Source organism: Vibrio sp. Of14-4, assembly GCF_022347625.1.
Classification (GTDB): Bacteria; Pseudomonadota; Gammaproteobacteria; order Enterobacterales; family Vibrionaceae; genus Vibrio; species Vibrio pristinus.
On the sequence record NZ_JAKRGI010000002.1, the window covers coordinates 92,986 to 108,209 of the forward strand.

The window sequence follows — 15,224 nt, forward strand, 5'->3', positions numbered from 1 at the left end:
CAATGTCGGAGTAATAAACCGCTAAGCTTTATCTATATTTGACTGAGTAAAATCAAGGTTCTGATCAGAAGAAGGCGCATTAGCTGAAGCTTCATCACTCGCCGGTTCTGTGGATACAGTATCTTGAGGCGCTTCGGCATCGTTATCAGGATCTTGTTCCTGCAAAACTTCTTGATCTTCTAGGATAATACCCCGCTTATAAAGCTTATTTAAGGCTTTAATTACCGAGTGCTTACCCACCTTATTCTCACGAATTTTCTTCAAGATAGGCTTAGCAAGAGATTGCAAGCCCACAACCGTATCAACACCAATAGTTAGAGCGATTTGATCACGAAGCCCTGCCGCTTGTTTATGGCCAAGATGAGCAGCAACGAATAACCAGATATATGCCACACATTCTCCATCAGGTGGCCTTTTCATCCATGCCTCAGCGACTTGATACATGGATTCAGTATGCCCTTTTTCAGCAGCTCGCTCCATCCAGTAACAGCCTTTGAGGAAATTAGGTGCAACACCAATCCCATTCAGATAGTTTTGACCAAGCTTTAAACGCCCTTCATTACTTCTCATCGCAGCTGCTTTTTGGTAGTACTGAGTCGACAGGCTTGGATTAGGCTCTGGGTTTCTGGGCGATACGAACCATTCACCTAAAAATAGCTGAGCTTCGACATAGTTACTATCTGCAGCATTTCGCATAACTTGAACGGCTTTCTCTACATTTTGCTCTGTACCCAGACCATTAAAGAGTGCAGTCGCCATCTCAAATTTATGAGGCATACTACCTTCTTGAGCTTGGATACACACTTGCCAAAATTTTGCTTGTTCTTTTAAAACAACATCGTTCAGTTTCTCACTCAGGCGTACAATACCAAACATACCAGTGGTATTATCAAGCTGAGCCGCTTTCGTATACCAGTAAACTGCATCTTTCTGGTTCATCCGCTCAGCTTCTTTAGCGAGGAACAAAATCGTTGGTATATCTCCACCTTCGGCTTTTTTGACGCGATCTTTCTCTTCTTGCTGGCGATTTTTTTCCAGTGCTTTGCGCTTGGCAATGCCACGCTCTACGCGCTCTTGCTCTAATCTCTTTTTGCGCATTTGTAATACAAGCATCCATATGAAGGTGCCCAGTAATAACAAACCCGTTGCGCCAATCGCTATCCCTATCAAATTCATCAGCTTACTTTCTTCACATATAATTCAAAACGGTTTTATTTGTATAGACCCAGATTATCCTGAGGCTTGATGCATTTACCTTTATTATCTAAGTGTACAGTACTCTTAGGATTAGTTGATGAATAAAGTGAAAAATCGCCCTCAAGATCAAATATTAGCCCTTATTTCTCGGTGGAAAGTTTTACTAGTAAAAGCGTTTATAAAGGCGCATTTAAAACTCAATAAAATCAAAATTTGAGCAATGTGGATGGAAAACGATAGCTTGGAATTGGATCTTATTTTATAATGAAAAATAACAAATCAAAGTGCTAGTATTTTTCATCAGAGGTTATCAATGAGACTCATCCCATTACGCAGTGCAGCTCAAGTCGGTCAGTGGGCTGCAGCACATATTGCCAAGCGCATTCATCAATTTAACCCATCAGAAGCACGCCCTTTTGTGCTAGGACTTCCAACTGGCGGCACGCCGCTAGCAACTTATAATGCATTGATAGACCTTTATAAAGCAGGAAAGGTAAGTTTCAAAAACGTAGTTACCTTTAACATGGATGAATACATCGGCATACCCGCTGAACATCCAGAATCATACCGCTCATTTATGTATAACAACTTTTTTAATCATATTGATATTCAAGAGAAAAATATCAATCTCTTGGATGGGAACGCCAACAATCATGAAGCCGAGTGTCAGCGCTATGAAGATAAAATAAAATCTTATGGCCACATCAACTTATTCATGGGTGGCGTCGGTAATGATGGACATATCGCCTTTAATGAGCCTGCTTCCTCATTATCTTCTAGAACCCGAATAAAAACGCTGACTGAAGATACTCGTCTTGCTAACTCTCGTTTCTTTGGCGGTGATATCAACCAGGTTCCGAAATACGCGCTAACCATAGGTGTGGGCACACTCCTCGACGCTGAAGAAATTATGATATTAGTGACTGGGCATAACAAAGCACTTGCACTAGAAGCCGCTGTGGAAGGATGCGTTAATCATCTTTGGACAGTGTCTGCGCTGCAGCTTCACCCTAAATCTGTGATTGTGTGTGACGAGCCTTCGACTCAAGAATTGAAAGTCAAAACCGTGAAATACTTTACTGAATTAGAGGCGGAAAATATTAAGGGCTTTTAGTAAAATAGCTCCATAGTTAGCTATCGGCTAGCCGTCATCAAGCTTGATTCACCTTGAGTCGGGCTTGATAGCTATGCGTTAACAACCCATAGCTACAAGGTGAACTTTTGGCTCATTCGACAAAAGTGTAAGTTATCAATCAAGTTTGCCACTGGCTCAAGGCTAGTTTCCACAAACTTTACCCCAATCTTATTATAACGACCTGTTGTTTTAACATTACGAACCACGGCTTCAAGTACTTCTGAAGACACCGATTCTTCACCACCTTTATCTTCAATACGCAAAGAAATAATGTCACCGACTCTGTGTTTGGCTAAATCACGCTCTAAAACAACAAGACAGCCATGGCTCGAAATATCTCGTACCTGACAGCTAAAGTTATGGCTAGTGGGAGCCAGTATGCCATCTAGAGCTAGCTCCAAACGGGCACTTTCTCTCAAACCAGAAGCAACTTGAGTTGCCAAAGGAAGAGAGATCAGAAAAAGGCTGTTTTCTCCGGCATCAATGACATATTCAACCTTACTTTTGAAATAAATTCGAGCACCACCTCCTGATTCAGAAATCACACACGCTTTGATAGGAAATCCACGCTGAAAAAACACAGCGAGTTCTTTTGGCGATGCATTAGGAGTTTCAAGCAACATCAAGTTGTTGGAGTGCAGACCCACATATTTGGTTTTACCTTTAAATATTTTCCCTGTTGGGGTCATGATAAAGAAAGCAACTTCACTTAGTGGCTTAACATCACTGAAAACGTCTTCACCATATTGAACACTTTCCAGACTGGGCGATTGTGCCTCTTGCTCCTCTTGAGCTGATTTAAGCTCCGCTACATCTTCCGGTTCTTGGGGCTTTTGTTTTGCCATAACATCAATCCAAACCGTAAATTTAGTCGTGCCTTTAAGTGTATACCCAATTCGCTCATACCAACAAAATTAAGCGCTCGCAATTCGTAATTTCATCCAATAGCAAGTCCATTTAAAACCACCAATTAAACATAGATAAGCCCAAGGTTCACAAAAGTCGACTAAATACAATCTTACTGAAAGTAAACAATAAAGGCACATATCTATGGCACCTGTATCTATTCAAAACTCGGTAGGAAACAAAGCTTACAACAGTCCTGAGGACGTCAAAAAGATCCAAACTATGCTTAATAGTCTCGCGAATAAAATTCACCTAAAACCACTTCTTGTCATTGACGGCCAGATTAAGGGCAACTTTGAACTTTCCCCCACTTGCCAGGCTATCGGACTTTTTCAAACATCCGTACTTTGCTTTAAAAAACCTGACTATCGTGTCGATGTAAATGGAAAGACTCATAAGCAACTCAACTGCATGTGTATGGACAAAGTTTCCAGTCTATTTCTGCCTTCCATTGAGCCAGTTTTAGGCTTGAGCCAGCAAGATTATCTGTTTGCTTCTAAAGCGCTTGACTGCGATATCGCAGCCATCAAAGCCGTCTCCGACGTTGAATCAAACGGTAGTGGCTTTTTGAGATCGCTCAGACCTAAAATTTTATTTGAAGCTCATCAGTTTTCAAAATACACCCAGCGAGTATTTGATGGTTCATATCCAAACTTGTCTAGCAAAGCTTGGAATCCATCTTTATACAGTGGGGGTGAGAGTGAATATCTGCGATTGCAACAAGCCATGGAGCTAGATAGATACGCAGCACTAATGTCGACCTCTTTTGGCCGCTACCAAATCATGGGGTTTAACTATCAAGCGGCAGGCTATAATAATATCGAAGCTTATGTTCGTGACGTATTCTTGTCCGAAGCAAATCACCTCAAAGCCTTCACGAATTTTATTAAGTCAAATGTGACGCTACTTAATGCAATACAAACCCACAACTGGCCTCGATTCGCTCTACACTACAACGGCTCTGGCTTTGCTCAGAATCACTACGATGAAAAGCTCGCTGCCGCTTACAATAAATATTGTGCTGAATAGGATTCAAACATATGAGTCTTGAAAACATCAAACAAAGACTGCGCTCCCATATCAAACCGATTGGTGTCGCGGCCATCGGCTTTTTGTCCGCAGCAGCTATTCCAATCTGGCAAATTTATTTCGTAGAAACTTCGGACATTGAGATTGAAATAGGTGAAATTCGCCGTATTCATTCAGACGATTACCGCGTAGCACTGTCGACAGAAGAGCTCCAGTTACTCAAACCCTACATTGATGAAGCGCTTTTTTACGAAGTTGAAGCTAATGGCGAACGCGGCGATAGAATTCGTTACCCAACATTCGATGTAGATACACTCATCCAAGCGTACAAAAAAGCAAAAATTGATCTTAAAAATATCGCAGAAACGAAACGTCAACTTTCACATTATATTGAAACTATTGACGCCTATCTGACCACCGATAACCTTGAGTTTCAATTAATGGAGTTTCGTGTGGGTGAGATGAAAAGCTGGGGACTGAGCTCCTACATCGATGACGACGAAGCAGCTTACTATGAACATGAAGTGCTTTCTATCACTCGAAATTACTCCGATATGACGTTCAAGTCAGGTAAGGCGCCTAAGCTCAATGTTCCCGCGTTGGAGTTTCTGCTGTCCGATTTAAAAGAAGATCTGTTAGAGGTTATCGCAGCCAATGATGTTAGGCTTGGTAAGCTGCGTGATAACATGCGTGGCATTGATGTTCAGCTCAACAAAATCCAGAGTGAACAGCGAGATCTTTATAGTTACTTTGAAGTTGACGCTGTCGCGACCAATAATGGTCGGGTGGGCGCTGCACTTCGCCCTATTGGTTTGATACGCGCTACAATTAGTGGCAATAACTATGTTGATATAAAACTTGAGATGCTTGATTTTCAAGCATCCTCAGAGCTTCCCCCTTCGTCTACACGCTTGGTTCGTTATCGCTCTTTTGAACTGCATCAAATGCCTTTAGAAGATCGCAACTTAGTCAATGCCTTTTGGGGAACGACTGGTCAAGCAAGGCTACTAAACCTTGACACCAAGCGTCAAGTCTATACATCAAAAGCTACTGCCTTTGCCGATAAAAGTAATCGGAAAATACTGTATGACCAACTCAAAAAGTCCGCTGCATCGCTATAACCATCATCAATTCATTATCAACATAGCGCCGCCTAAACCTGAGATATCAAGTTTAGGCGCTTTAGCATAGTCAAGATCAGAAAAATGAGTGACGAGCGAGGTTACTGTCTAAACCATTTTGCAAACGCTTAACACGCGCTATACCTGCTTCAATATCACCCTTGAGCAACCATCTAGAGCCTTTACTGCATGCCTTAAGCGCTGCATAACGGACCACATTAATGATCTCTGCTCCGGTTAACTCATAATCACGAGCCAAGTGCAAAAGTGATATCTCAGGATCGACCCGATCACTGTCAGGCAGCGCATTTTTCCAGAGTGCTAGACGCACCTTTTCGTCTGGTTTAACGAAATAAACTGTGGTTTCAAAACGACGGAAAAAAGCATCATCAAGATTATCCTGTAAGTTGGTAGCCAAAATAATAATGCCAGAAAAGGATTCAATTCGTTGCAGTAGGTAGGCAACGTTCTGGTTAGCAAACTGGTCGTTCGCACCGCTGGTTTGTACCCGCTGACCATATAATGCATCCGCTTCATCAAAAAAAAGCAACCAGTTGTGCTTCTCTGCCATGGAAAAAACCTGTTCGAGATTCTTTTCAGTTTCACCAATATATTTGGATGTTACAGCGCCAATATCAACCCGATATACTGGCCGTTCAGTACGTTTACCTAGTAAGGTCGCCGTCAACGTTTTTCCGGTACCTGGGGGGCCATAAAACAAGGCTCGAAATCCAGGCCTTAACTTCCCTTCCAATTGCCATTCTTTTTCCAAGGTAGAACCGTGTTCTAACCAAAGGTCAATTTCATCTAGGTCTGCATAGACAGATTCTGGCAATATCAAAGCATTCCACTCTAGTGGTGTGGTCAATAAACTGGCAAGGTTGTTGACCACTATCGGTAGCTTTGCATTGCCTCCCAACAAATATCGGTTTAGCACGTCAGGTCTTAAGATCAGTGCTTGCCACATCAATGGGCAAGCTTCCGAAATCAAGTCCAGATCGAACAGATCGTATGCTTGAGATTCGTTGATACCTGACAGCCATTGAAACACTTGCTGCCGATGCTCAACTCTATTCTCACCAAGCAAAAACGCCAACGTTTGACCTGTTGCCCACACTACGCCTTCAATTTCCACGAGCCCAAATTCCATATATAAACGATGGGTATGTTCATTTGGCTGCATCAGAATTTCAAAAGCATCAGGTTGAAGATGGGGAATAAGCGCCAAGCAAATGGCGATTTTACGAACACTAAGATATTGACTAGAACAAGACCGAGCTTGGCAAAGCTCCGAAAACTCATCAAAAGAAAAATTTCTATTATCTTGATCGTCATATTGGAAGCCTTGTTCCAATCTAAGATGAATTAAAGAATAGCATTGCATTAATGCAATATGGATATTCATATTCGACCTCCAAATAAAACCAAATATAATAAGATGTTGAATGGTATAAATGTCATGAGTTTAAATAAATATGAAACCCTGTTATATTATAAATGAAAGTCATATAAAAATTAAAATAGTTAATAATTTAGTATCTATGGGATGCTATATTCCCTAATTCAGTTGCATGTTCCTCTAGCCAGGGGTCATCATTAATTTCCAAACCATTAATATTGACTGTCGGTTTTACCATTCCCTTAGCTTGTTGCACGATATGACCGAGTTCATGCGGTAAGTGCTGTTCTTGACCCGGTGCAATATAAATACTTTGCCCTTGGGCATATGCATGAGCTTGAACTTGCTCCGGTTTATCAGAGTTATAATACACTCTGACATTTTTTAAGTTTACTCCCGTTAGCTTTTCCATACTTCGCCTTAGTTTACTTGGCAATGGTTTAATAATCTCTATATAAGTTTTTTTTCTTTCCATAGCAAAAAACACTTTTATTAAGTCAATATGTTAACTATATAAAAGGAGTCTATGATTACTCAGGGTAAATAACCAAAAAGTAAGGATATATTATTACTCAGTAAGAATTGAACACGGTTAATTTATTTCCATGAATACTTCATTTATTAACCCGAATAAAGTTTACCAATTGTCTTTATTCTTATCCGATGATGCAACTCATAAATAAGGAAGGACTTATGTCATCATCACCACAAAACTCTAGCAGTCATTCAGACCAAATTAGCACCACGCTGATTGAACCAGCCCCTGACAATGCGGTTGTTCAGCGTGAAGCCGCACCAAGTGAAACTGTCGCTCCTGATGAAGAAATGCCGTTAGCGCCCATTGCTATATATGTGGCAGGTAAACTGCGGGTTGAATTTGCTAACAAAGGTCTCGAAAAAGAGTGTGAAGCCGCAGCGCAAGAGCTATCAGCCATAACCAATCAATCTATCTCACCCCACGACTACGGTACTATTTTTGGTTATGAAGCTGGCAAAGAAAGTGATGATAGCGCTTATTTAAGCCGTAAGACTCGTCCATATCGCTACTTAGCAGAGAATGCTAAATGGATACTATCAGTTGATGAACAAGACACCTATGTCATTGAACCACATAGTGTGGTGGAGCTTAATGAGTTCATTCACTTTTTGAAGCAAAATGAAAGTCAAAGCAATAGTCACAACTTGTGTGTGATTATTGGTGAACAATTCGGTTATACCGAAAGCGGCAATGAAGAAGCGTCTGTGCTGCCAAAGGTTCACTGCAAACATATGTTTTCTTTCAATGCGGACAACGAGGCGGTTGAGAAAAAACTGACAGGAGCGGGAATTAACACCACAAGCAGAGCGATCAACGATTTATTGCGTCTACTTAATGTGAAACAAAATCGTGGTAATACTGAATCAGAAAGGGCGAAGAACTTTTTGGCCTTTCGCTACCCAGATATATACGCAATACGCAATAGTGAAGTCATAGAAAAGTCTTCTGAACACACAACAGCCGGTCAGACGGAACATGAATTTTTGCGCCGCATTGACACCCGCATAGCTCAAAGTGCTCCTGAACACACCTTAGTTGATGTTATCTTTCACTACCAACGCAGTGTCAGTGGCAGACAATTTAGCTATTACGCCACTGTCGACGTCAGTCAGCTTTTTCCTTACCTACACTCACCGTTGAGTGATTATATTCCCCACAGCTAATAGGAGCGATAACATGATCATTCCCTATCATTTATCCAATTCAAATAATGTGATTCAAAAACACGCTTCAAATTCTACCTTTGGTTTACAGGATTTGGCTGGTGATGTATACGTCCTTGGTTGTGTGGGAACAGATTGGCCCGACAAAAGCGTCGAAAATGAGTTTCGAGCCAACGCCAGATGGATCGATGCCTACGGTGTTGGTGTTAGTCAAAGTGACTATTGCCAAAAAGTTGAGCCTTGCGCGACTACTCTTCTCAAAACAGGCTACGCCACTCGCAATAAAGACAAAGACCAAGCTTTAATCCGACAAGTTCTAAAAACACGCCGATGCCGATACCTCGCTAGAGAGCTAGATTGGTATTTGGAAGATATTTACCACAACCGACTTTATAAGTTGTTGCCAAGTGAGTACAACATGCAGCAGCTTATCAATACGTTAATCGATACCAAATCGACTCAGCAAAGAGCCATTAATGCCTTGGTTGTCGGGAAATCAAATGGACATATTAGTGGTTTAGATAATCTGACTATCACAAAATTTCGTTCAATGACGGCTCATGACATCGCGAAACATATTCCCAAGCTGCACAATCCTCAATCATGTCGAGATCTGACCCATGTGATCGAGCTTTATTTATCGCTGGCAAACAATAATGGAGTAACCGATGAAGAACGAGCACTCAATTACTTACTTAGTTACGGATATGACTTTTATGAGAAAATGTATCGGCAGCGCAGTGAAGGCAATCAAAAGTCAATTCATCTGGTAAGCATTGATGCTCGCGTCCATTATGCAGGTGAGAGAACGCTGGTCTATGTGGTATTTAATTTCCAAGACAGTAAAACCAGTGCATTAGAATCTTGGTATTCAACCGTGGATGTCACGGATCGTTTTCCGTTCCTAGTTAGTGCGTTTGAGCCATACATCAATGTACTCTAGTACTATCAGTTGGCCTCGTTAATCACGCCACCATGAAAGGTGGCGTTTATTTCAATGAACTCTAATCGCTACCACCAATAAGCCCTCCAGCAACCGTCCCACCAACACCAGTTCCAATTGACATTATGGTTTGAACACCCAAGCTATTGGATGAGAACTGAAGGCTCATAGTTTGTTGTTGACTCAAACTGGCAGCTTGAGCACAAGTCGCCAGTGCATGACCTATCGACACCATCTGATTGGCACTCGCCGCCGCTGGAGTGAGCATTTCGACTAGCTCTCCTCCATCGATTGAAACTTCAAAACCACTTAGCGATAAGATGATATTTGCAGCCCATGCATAGCTCCAAAGTTTATTCACATAGCGCGTGGGCATAAATTCCAATGTGATCGCTCTAGAATCCAACACCCATTGTGAAATATCGCATTTAAATACAGTTTGATAGGTTTTGTCATGATTATGAGTGGTTAAGCTTTCTGCTTTATTCCCATTGACATAAAGATCGATGAATTCATTGTTGTGACCCAAGTCTCCCTTCATCTCAATCGTCAACATCGCAGAATCAAATCGGCGGGTAGGAATAAAGGTAACAACCGCAGGCTCTTGCTCTCCTGCGATAACTTCAATCCTCTTACTTTCATTTTCAAGATAAGTGCTTCCTCGAACTGTCATAAGCTCCTCCTTTGGTTAGCTCAAATAGAGTAAAGAGCAATACTGCAAGGGACTTGGGGAAACATGCGCCATAATCCTACCATTGCCGCAAAATGCCATTGCTTCCCCCAATCAACAAACTCTCTAAGACTTGACAATAATGATGCATGCAATAATAGGAGGAACTTATGCACATGAAAAAGCAAGTCACACTTCAAGCTCTAGTAGAAGCCATTCTAGGCTCAGCATCCGAAGCCCAAAAGCAAATAGATAATGCCCAAGTCGCTTCTTTTCAGCAGTGGTTTAATCCTGATGGGACACCAAAGCAAATCGAAGCCAAAATCCCTGATATGGATAACCCCTCGACCTCTGAAGGCATCACGTACAAAACCATCTCCATTCCAACCATTACTTTATTCCAACCTTCGCCACTCAAAATCAAACAAATGAACACTAAGTTTGAAATAGGGTTAGATGACTTAGTTGAAGTTACGCCAGTAGAGACAAGAACCAAAACTGACAACATGGTGATAGAAGCGGAAAAGCACATTCTGGCAAGCCTATACAACGACAACAGTTCGCGCATGGCCAGTATTGAAGTCGAGTTCGAAAATGGAGAACCCTCTGAAGGGTATCTGCGTTTGATGAACGAGCTATATAAACTCATCTAAGGAGACAAACTATGCCAGACTCAAAACTACTTAACATCGCCGATCAATTCCGAGGTCTACCAATGGAAGACCTTATTGGGGCCCCCCTGACTGCGGCCTGTAACGCTCAGGAAATGTTGGCAAGTACTACTATCAATTTTATTGAACGTGTTTGTTTTAAAGATCTCAATGCTAAACACACACCGAGTGATGGCGCCATGCACATCCCAGAATATGAAATCCGCACTGTTCCCTTTTCTTTTAAACAACAAGAAGGAAACGAGCAAAAAAAGTACACAGTTGAAGTGCCTTTAATGTCGATCATTAATATCCCGTCTCTACAGGTCACTGATGTTGATATCAATTTCTCAATGGAGGTTAAGTCATCATTTTCTGAGTCGAGTAAAGACGAAATGGAAGCCAGCACTCAGGTTGAAACTGAGCTAAATGCTGGATTGTTTAAAATGAAAGCCAAGATGAGCGGTTCAATTTCATCGAGCAAAGAGTCCACCCGAAAAAGTGATAACTCAGCCAAATATGATGTCAATGTGATGGCTAAGCAGCTCCCTCCACCTGAAGGCTTGTCACGTGTTTTGGATATGCTTGATCAATGCATAATGCCGATTCCTGCGGAAGCCTAATCTCAGGCCTAAATTTATGGCACAACTAGGTTGTGCCTTCTAAAGGAGACAAATATGTTTAAGTCAGATCGAGTCACCTCCTGTTATGATATTACTGATATTGGTCACGTTGAACGGATAATTGTCGGTTCAACACAACCAGACGCTATTCCAACTCCAGAAGAAAACCAACTGAAAATTGATAAGCTCAACGCCTATTTGCAAACTTCGCCACGGGGAAGAATTATAGGTACAGAGCGCAGTTTTTCACTGGTCAGAATCGGTGAGCATCAAGTGGTATTGGAGGCCGTTGCCTATCATATTGGCTTTAAAAGAAAGCCTTCTTGGATTAAACCAAGTGCTCAAGAAAAAGAATTCAAGCCAGAGGTTGACCTGTGGGAAGTTGAAAAAATCATAGAGCAAAACAGATAAGGCATGGAGCCAGTCGGCTCCATATTTTTAATATTGAAATTGTGAGCAATAAAAAGCCTGACAGACATATATGTTCTGCCAGGAAGGCTAGTGGATACTCACACGTTATGATTTGATTCTTGGCTCATCTTTTCTGTAAGAAACGTCATATTGTCACTCAGTGCTTGTGCCAAATCTTTGTGCATAGTTTCTAGCTGTGTACTCAATTGCTCAAAGTTTTGGTTAAGCTGAGCATTTAAACTTACAAAATCGAACTGCGGCGCCTCAAATTGATCTGTTGGCCTTGGTGTATAGCGGCCTTTTTCAGCGTTTAAATCATCTTTGGCGATGTTTTCATTTTGCTTTTCTGTCATATTCTTCACCTTATATCGCTATGTATTGCCAAACTGTGCCTGCAATAAACAAAGATAAAAGAATCACACCAACGACAGGCAGTACAAGTTTAGATCTTGGTCTAGCCTTTTTTGTTAGATCAGATTGAACATCAATACTTTGTTCCAGCATAGGCTGCTTCTTCTCTCCCGAGTTGATTTCGATTGCTGCTTCAGGTTTTGATTGAGCCTGCAAAATTCTCGCACAAGCATGAGTGACGGAACTCGATGATGCCATTTGAGCATTTTGCTGTGACACTATCGCGTTTTGCATACCGCGCGATAAGGTATCAGCAAAGATGGTATCGACCATATCAAGTGAGTAATTATCTTGTGCATTCTCATCAACAGAATTTGTGTTAGTTTTTTCATCCATTATCATGCTCTCTAGTCAGATGTTCTTTCGTGCCTGATTGACATGCGAGTAGAGTTCAACAAAGTTCTCTTTAGACGCTTTTGCTTGTTCGTTAATTTTATCTAGCGCCTGCAAATAGGAAGCATCACCAGATTCAATAAAATTAGCCAATGCAACACCACTTGCGGTTGTCAGTAGCGTACTCATATCTCTAAAAGAGTTTGCTGCATCTTGTACGGCTAACGCCCCTGACTGAGCTAGTGATTTATCTGTGATATGGAAAGTTTGCTTAGTTTCATCTTTAAGCATGATACGCCCTCCTCAATAGAAACAATGTAGGGGGCGTCCCCCCTACTGCTTGAATTAGCGTCGAGTGTCACCACGGTCAATAATCTGACCGGAAACGGTACCTGTCACTGCATTACCCGTGTTCATTAATGCATTGATCCCTTGTACAGTTGCAGCTTGCCACATTACGTTAGCTTGCTGTTGACCAGTGGTTAAGTTTTGCGCCGCAATCCCTAAAGCCTGGCTTGTGGTCATCATTAAGTTGCCCATCGCGGTAGCGGGCACATCCCCAATAACTTTGGTATTCACTTGAGTCACTGAGTCTGTGATGGCTTCATTTACGTAGTTTGGCATTGGTTTTTCCTTTCTATCTGTGGGTTAAAATGTAGTTATCGAGATTATCCTCGGTCGATAATGTTGCCAGTAACCGTACCTGTTACTGCATTACCCGTGTTCATCAGCGCGTTGATTCCTTGTACCGTAGCGGCTTGGTGCATCACATTCGCTTGCTGCTGACCTGTGGCCGCATTCTGACCAGAGACACTCAAGCTTTGGCTAGTTGTCAACATCAGATTTCCCATTGCTGATGCTGGCGTATCACCCAAAACTTTAGTGTTCACTTGCGTGACAGAGTCGGTCACTGAACTATCGACAGTGTTTGGCATAGTTGTCTCCTTTGCTTTGTAGAGGTAGTTCACGGTGTGCCACACCGCATGTAATAGGCTTTGGCATTTATAAAATCTTTTCCACGACGGCACTTTGAACCGCACTGCCAGTGCTCATAATTCCCGTATTTGCCTGAATCGCCGAGGTTTGACGAGTCATATTTCCTGCTTGCTGATTCGCGACAGCATTCATTAGCGAGAGACAAAGCGCAGTGTTGGCTGTGTTAATTAAATTGGCAGCAGCGTTCGCTGATGACATACCAACCGTGAGCAAAGTAGCTTCTGATACAGATTGTGATACTGGGTCTGACATAGTGGTTTCCTTTGATTGTGACAATGCTAAACGCGGTCACCTCGCTGCTTTTATAAATCCAGTATGTAACAGCCAAAATAAATAAACTCAGGTGAATCAGCCCACTATTCGGCGTGAATTAGGCAAAACGTTTCCCAGTGATTAATCATAAAAAACGGCCCTATAAAGGACCGTTTTGATGATTGTTTAAGGGGATTAAGAAATCATTTTTGCATGAGCTTGCCGCTGAGACTCACGGAATTTCCTCGGCGTAGAGCCAAAATGACGCTTGAACATTTTTTCAAAGTGACTCAGATCGCCAAACCCAGATTGCAGACAGACATCGGTAATTTTGATGCTCGGACAATTCGCAATTAATTCTTTCGCATGCTGCATTCTCAATTGAACCAATATGCTTTTAAATGGGCGATTTAAATGCTCTCTAAATAAAAATGACAGATGCGATGGGCTGGTATAGCAGGCATTGGAAAGATCATGCAAAGAAACATCGTCCAAAAAGTGCCTACTCAAATATTCTAAGGCCTTATGCAAACCAAGGTGAATATGGCGATAGGCGTCCAGATCTTTAGTAAGGAGAGCATCAATTAGGTCAGGGCGTGCTTTTATCGACTCAGGTATGCCTAAGTTTACAATATCGTCTTCACTAATTTGATAGGTACAAGAAGAAACCAGAAATACCATAACCCTCTGCAACTGATTAACATTTTCAGGCCAAGAAAGCTGGCAAAGTCTCTCTTTAGCTGGAGGTGTGAGGTTAGCAGGGTTCCCACAGCCAAATTTTTCCATGAAGTAATCGATGTATTGAGGGATGTCTTGTGTTCGCTCGCGAAGTGGATCTAAGCTGAGTTCTAAAAATGGTGCATGACTGGAGAAAGTTTTAGAAAGGAAATGCTTTTGTTCTGTCAATAGATGTTCACTGGAAATAATCAACTGAGTATTAGCCTTGGCAAGCTGATTGTATATCTCTCGATTGGAAAAAATGTAAGTCAAATAGTCTTTATTTTTATCACTTAGCTTGTCAACTTCTGCAAGAAATAGGGTCCCGTTCTCCGCTTTCTTGATACTCTCACTAAAAAGGAATTGAAACTCATCAAACCCTGCAATTTGCTCAGGCACACAAACAAATCGACCAACTGTAAAACACCTATTTTTGTGAATTTCTTGTGCCACTGCACGTTTTTCTGTTCCAGTTTCTCCACATATGAAAATCGGAAGGCTAGCCTGTGAAGCATAGAGTATTTGCTGCTTTGTCCTCACTATATTCTCACTATTTCCCATGATAGGTGGGCAATCAATTAAGGCCTCAAGTTGTTTAGAGTCGTATTTCTCACGGGCCTGATTCCTTCGGGGTGACGAAATGATAGCTGTCTTATGCATAGAACTGTCCTTATATCTCGCTAATGGTGACGTTGCGTCTTTATGCTATTCGGGACAATTCAATATGAAT

20 protein-coding genes are annotated in these 15,224 nt (G+C 41.7%); 8 read left to right on the plus strand and 12 right to left on the minus strand.

The window, feature by feature from the left end; translation table 11 throughout:
• Nucleotides 1-21: 21 nt before the first annotated feature.
• A complete protein-coding gene (locus tag MHN79_RS02645) occupies nucleotides 22-1,176 on the minus strand; it encodes a tetratricopeptide repeat protein (RefSeq protein WP_239171598.1) in 1,155 nt (384 codons plus the stop codon).
• 334 nt (nucleotides 1,177-1,510) lie between these two features.
• Here MHN79_RS02645 and nagB point away from each other — a divergent pair, with 334 nt between their 5' ends.
• On the plus strand, nucleotides 1,511-2,311 hold the full coding sequence (gene nagB, locus MHN79_RS02650; protein WP_239171599.1) for a glucosamine-6-phosphate deaminase: 801 nt from the start codon (nucleotides 1,511-1,513) through the stop codon (nucleotides 2,309-2,311).
• Nucleotides 2,312-2,403: 92 nt separating this feature from the next.
• Here nagB and MHN79_RS02655 read toward each other — a convergent pair whose 3' ends face one another.
• Entirely contained in the window at nucleotides 2,404-3,177 is a 774-nt protein-coding gene (locus MHN79_RS02655; RefSeq protein WP_239171600.1) for a PilZ domain-containing protein, read from the minus strand.
• 205 nt (nucleotides 3,178-3,382) lie between these two features.
• On the opposite strand from MHN79_RS02655, the gene MHN79_RS02660 reads away from it, so the two are divergent.
• Together MHN79_RS02660 and MHN79_RS02665 are read left to right on the plus strand one after the other, a co-directional pair.
• A complete protein-coding gene (locus MHN79_RS02660; protein WP_239171601.1) occupies nucleotides 3,383-4,267 on the plus strand; it encodes an N-acetylmuramidase family protein in 885 nt (294 codons plus the stop codon).
• 11 nt (nucleotides 4,268-4,278) lie between these two features.
• Entirely contained in the window at nucleotides 4,279-5,388 is a 1,110-nt protein-coding gene (locus MHN79_RS02665; protein WP_239171602.1) for a hypothetical protein, read from the plus strand.
• A gap of 76 nt (nucleotides 5,389-5,464) precedes the next feature.
• On the opposite strand, the gene MHN79_RS02670 is transcribed toward MHN79_RS02665, so the two are convergent.
• Both MHN79_RS02670 and MHN79_RS02675 read right to left on the minus strand, forming a co-directional pair.
• Nucleotides 5,465-6,793, minus strand: a complete 1,329-nt coding sequence (locus MHN79_RS02670) for an ATP-binding protein (protein ID WP_239171603.1) — start codon at nucleotides 6,791-6,793, stop codon at nucleotides 5,465-5,467.
• Between the two features lie 127 nt (nucleotides 6,794-6,920).
• Nucleotides 6,921-7,262, minus strand: a complete 342-nt coding sequence (locus MHN79_RS02675) for a DUF4157 domain-containing protein (protein ID WP_239171604.1) — start codon at nucleotides 7,260-7,262, stop codon at nucleotides 6,921-6,923.
• 218 nt (nucleotides 7,263-7,480) lie between these two features.
• Between MHN79_RS02675 and MHN79_RS02680 the strand changes: the two genes are divergently transcribed.
• A complete protein-coding gene (locus tag MHN79_RS02680; RefSeq protein ID WP_239171605.1) occupies nucleotides 7,481-8,488 on the plus strand; it encodes a hypothetical protein in 1,008 nt (335 codons plus the stop codon).
• A gap of 13 nt (nucleotides 8,489-8,501) precedes the next feature.
• Entirely contained in the window at nucleotides 8,502-9,431 is a 930-nt protein-coding gene (locus tag MHN79_RS02685) for a hypothetical protein (RefSeq protein WP_239171606.1), read from the plus strand.
• A 61-nt stretch (nucleotides 9,432-9,492) separates the two neighbouring features.
• Here MHN79_RS02685 and MHN79_RS02690 read toward each other — a convergent pair whose 3' ends face one another.
• Nucleotides 9,493-10,104: a hypothetical protein gene (locus MHN79_RS02690; protein WP_239171607.1), complete on the minus strand. Its 612-nt coding sequence runs from the start codon at nucleotides 10,102-10,104 to the stop codon at nucleotides 9,493-9,495.
• A gap of 173 nt (nucleotides 10,105-10,277) precedes the next feature.
• Between MHN79_RS02690 and MHN79_RS02695 the strand changes: the two genes are divergently transcribed.
• Genes MHN79_RS02695 through MHN79_RS02705 form a run of 3 tightly spaced genes read left to right on the plus strand, consistent with a single transcriptional unit; the run spans nucleotide 10,278 to nucleotide 11,785 of the window.
• Nucleotides 10,278-10,754, plus strand: coding sequence for a DUF2589 domain-containing protein (locus tag MHN79_RS02695; RefSeq protein ID WP_239171608.1), 477 nt, complete (start codon nucleotides 10,278-10,280; stop codon nucleotides 10,752-10,754).
• An 11-nt stretch (nucleotides 10,755-10,765) separates the two neighbouring features.
• Nucleotides 10,766-11,374, plus strand: a complete 609-nt coding sequence (locus MHN79_RS02700) for a DUF2589 domain-containing protein (RefSeq protein ID WP_239171609.1) — start codon at nucleotides 10,766-10,768, stop codon at nucleotides 11,372-11,374.
• A gap of 54 nt (nucleotides 11,375-11,428) precedes the next feature.
• Nucleotides 11,429-11,785, plus strand: a complete 357-nt coding sequence (locus MHN79_RS02705; protein ID WP_239171610.1) for a hypothetical protein — start codon at nucleotides 11,429-11,431, stop codon at nucleotides 11,783-11,785.
• A 98-nt stretch (nucleotides 11,786-11,883) separates the two neighbouring features.
• Here MHN79_RS02705 and MHN79_RS02710 read toward each other — a convergent pair whose 3' ends face one another.
• The 7 genes from MHN79_RS02710 to MHN79_RS02740 form a co-directional block, all read right to left on the minus strand.
• The gene (locus MHN79_RS02710; protein WP_239171611.1) at nucleotides 11,884-12,138 is read right to left on the minus strand and encodes a hypothetical protein; all 255 of its coding nucleotides are present in this window, start codon (nucleotides 12,136-12,138) and stop codon (nucleotides 11,884-11,886) included.
• 10 nt (nucleotides 12,139-12,148) lie between these two features.
• Nucleotides 12,149-12,532, minus strand: coding sequence for a RebB family R body protein (locus tag MHN79_RS02715; RefSeq protein WP_239171612.1), 384 nt, complete (start codon nucleotides 12,530-12,532; stop codon nucleotides 12,149-12,151).
• 15 nt (nucleotides 12,533-12,547) lie between these two features.
• Entirely contained in the window at nucleotides 12,548-12,820 is a 273-nt protein-coding gene (locus MHN79_RS02720) for a hypothetical protein (protein ID WP_152432506.1), read from the minus strand.
• Between the two features lie 54 nt (nucleotides 12,821-12,874).
• Nucleotides 12,875-13,153, minus strand: a complete 279-nt coding sequence (locus MHN79_RS02725; RefSeq protein ID WP_152432505.1) for a RebB family R body protein — start codon at nucleotides 13,151-13,153, stop codon at nucleotides 12,875-12,877.
• Nucleotides 13,154-13,197: 44 nt separating this feature from the next.
• Nucleotides 13,198-13,464 carry a RebB family R body protein gene (locus tag MHN79_RS02730; protein WP_152432504.1) on the minus strand — a complete coding sequence of 89 codons (267 nt, stop codon included), beginning with the start codon at nucleotides 13,462-13,464 and terminating at the stop codon, nucleotides 13,198-13,200.
• A gap of 67 nt (nucleotides 13,465-13,531) precedes the next feature.
• Nucleotides 13,532-13,777: a RebB family R body protein gene (locus MHN79_RS02735; RefSeq protein WP_152432503.1), complete on the minus strand. Its 246-nt coding sequence runs from the start codon at nucleotides 13,775-13,777 to the stop codon at nucleotides 13,532-13,534.
• A gap of 195 nt (nucleotides 13,778-13,972) precedes the next feature.
• On the minus strand, nucleotides 13,973-15,154 hold the full coding sequence (locus tag MHN79_RS02740) for an AraC family transcriptional regulator (protein WP_239171613.1): 1,182 nt from the start codon (nucleotides 15,152-15,154) through the stop codon (nucleotides 13,973-13,975).
• Nucleotides 15,155-15,224 lie beyond the last annotated feature (70 nt).

Bases quoted from the DNA above. Each gene is read 5' to 3' on its own strand.
- MHN79_RS02705 (WP_239171610.1), top strand. From the start codon at position 11,429: ATGTTTAAGTCAGATCGAGTCACCTCCTGTTATGATATTACTGATATT.
- MHN79_RS02675 (WP_239171604.1), bottom strand. From the start codon at position 7,262: ATGGAAAGAAAAAAAACTTATATAGAGATTATTAAACCATTGCCAAGT.
- MHN79_RS02730 (WP_152432504.1), bottom strand. From the start codon at position 13,464: ATGCCAAACACTGTCGATAGTTCAGTGACCGACTCTGTCACGCAAGTG.
- MHN79_RS02725 (WP_152432505.1), bottom strand. From the start codon at position 13,153: ATGCCAAACTACGTAAATGAAGCCATCACAGACTCAGTGACTCAAGTG.
- MHN79_RS02735 (WP_152432503.1), bottom strand. From the start codon at position 13,777: ATGTCAGACCCAGTATCACAATCTGTATCAGAAGCTACTTTGCTCACG.
- MHN79_RS02680 (WP_239171605.1), top strand. From the start codon at position 7,481: ATGTCATCATCACCACAAAACTCTAGCAGTCATTCAGACCAAATTAGC.
- MHN79_RS02700 (WP_239171609.1), top strand. From the start codon at position 10,766: ATGCCAGACTCAAAACTACTTAACATCGCCGATCAATTCCGAGGTCTA.
- MHN79_RS02695 (WP_239171608.1), top strand. From the start codon at position 10,278: ATGAAAAAGCAAGTCACACTTCAAGCTCTAGTAGAAGCCATTCTAGGC.
- nagB (WP_239171599.1), top strand. From the start codon at position 1,511: ATGAGACTCATCCCATTACGCAGTGCAGCTCAAGTCGGTCAGTGGGCT.
- MHN79_RS02660 (WP_239171601.1), top strand. From the start codon at position 3,383: ATGGCACCTGTATCTATTCAAAACTCGGTAGGAAACAAAGCTTACAAC.
- MHN79_RS02710 (WP_239171611.1), bottom strand. From the start codon at position 12,138: ATGACAGAAAAGCAAAATGAAAACATCGCCAAAGATGATTTAAACGCT.
- MHN79_RS02720 (WP_152432506.1), bottom strand. From the start codon at position 12,820: ATGCTTAAAGATGAAACTAAGCAAACTTTCCATATCACAGATAAATCA.
- MHN79_RS02655 (WP_239171600.1), bottom strand. From the start codon at position 3,177: ATGGCAAAACAAAAGCCCCAAGAACCGGAAGATGTAGCGGAGCTTAAA.
- MHN79_RS02685 (WP_239171606.1), top strand. From the start codon at position 8,502: ATGATCATTCCCTATCATTTATCCAATTCAAATAATGTGATTCAAAAA.
- MHN79_RS02715 (WP_239171612.1), bottom strand. From the start codon at position 12,532: ATGGATGAAAAAACTAACACAAATTCTGTTGATGAGAATGCACAAGAT.
- MHN79_RS02690 (WP_239171607.1), bottom strand. From the start codon at position 10,104: ATGACAGTTCGAGGAAGCACTTATCTTGAAAATGAAAGTAAGAGGATT.
- MHN79_RS02645 (WP_239171598.1), bottom strand. From the start codon at position 1,176: ATGAATTTGATAGGGATAGCGATTGGCGCAACGGGTTTGTTATTACTG.
- MHN79_RS02665 (WP_239171602.1), top strand. From the start codon at position 4,279: ATGAGTCTTGAAAACATCAAACAAAGACTGCGCTCCCATATCAAACCG.
- MHN79_RS02670 (WP_239171603.1), bottom strand. From the start codon at position 6,793: ATGAATATCCATATTGCATTAATGCAATGCTATTCTTTAATTCATCTT.
- MHN79_RS02740 (WP_239171613.1), bottom strand. From the start codon at position 15,154: ATGCATAAGACAGCTATCATTTCGTCACCCCGAAGGAATCAGGCCCGT.